The organism is Mesorhizobium sp. M8A.F.Ca.ET.207.01.1.1, assembly GCF_004794715.1.
Classification (GTDB): domain Bacteria; phylum Pseudomonadota; class Alphaproteobacteria; order Rhizobiales; family Rhizobiaceae; genus Mesorhizobium.
Window position 1 is genome coordinate 1 of the sequence record NZ_SRUS01000088.1, and the last position, 449, is coordinate 449.

The window sequence follows — 449 nt, forward strand, 5'->3', positions numbered from 1 at the left end:
CAGAACGCCGGTGCTCTTCACCAGATCATTCGTTCCGACAACGAAACAAGCGAGTCGCGAGGCCGGGTCACGGCCGAGCTCGGCGATGGCGCCGATGTTGAGCAGCGCCTTGGGCGTCTCGACCATCGCCCATAGTTTCACGCTGTCGGGCGCGAAATTGTCGTCGAGCAGGTCGCCGGCCTCCAGGATGTCGCGCGGCGTGCCGATCTTGGGCAGAAGAATGCCGTCGGGCTCAGCCTTGGCGACAGTCAGAAGATCGTCGGCGCCCCATTCGCTGGCCAAAGGGTTGATGCGCACCACCATCTCGCAGCGTTTTTCGCGGTCGGCCAGGATGCCTGCGACCTTGCCGCGCGCGGCAGCCTTGTCGGCGGGCAGGACGGCATCCTCCAGATCGATGATGACGGCATCGCAGGCAAGCGAGCCGATCTTGGCGAGCGCCTTGTCGTTCG

At 64.8% G+C, this 449-nt stretch carries 1 protein-coding gene; it reads right to left on the reverse strand.

Going from position 1 to position 449, the window contains the following annotated elements; all coding sequences use genetic code 11:
• A partial coding sequence (locus EN850_RS33585) for an aldolase/citrate lyase family protein (protein ID WP_246689318.1) occupies positions 1-449 on the reverse strand: 449 nt, incomplete at both ends.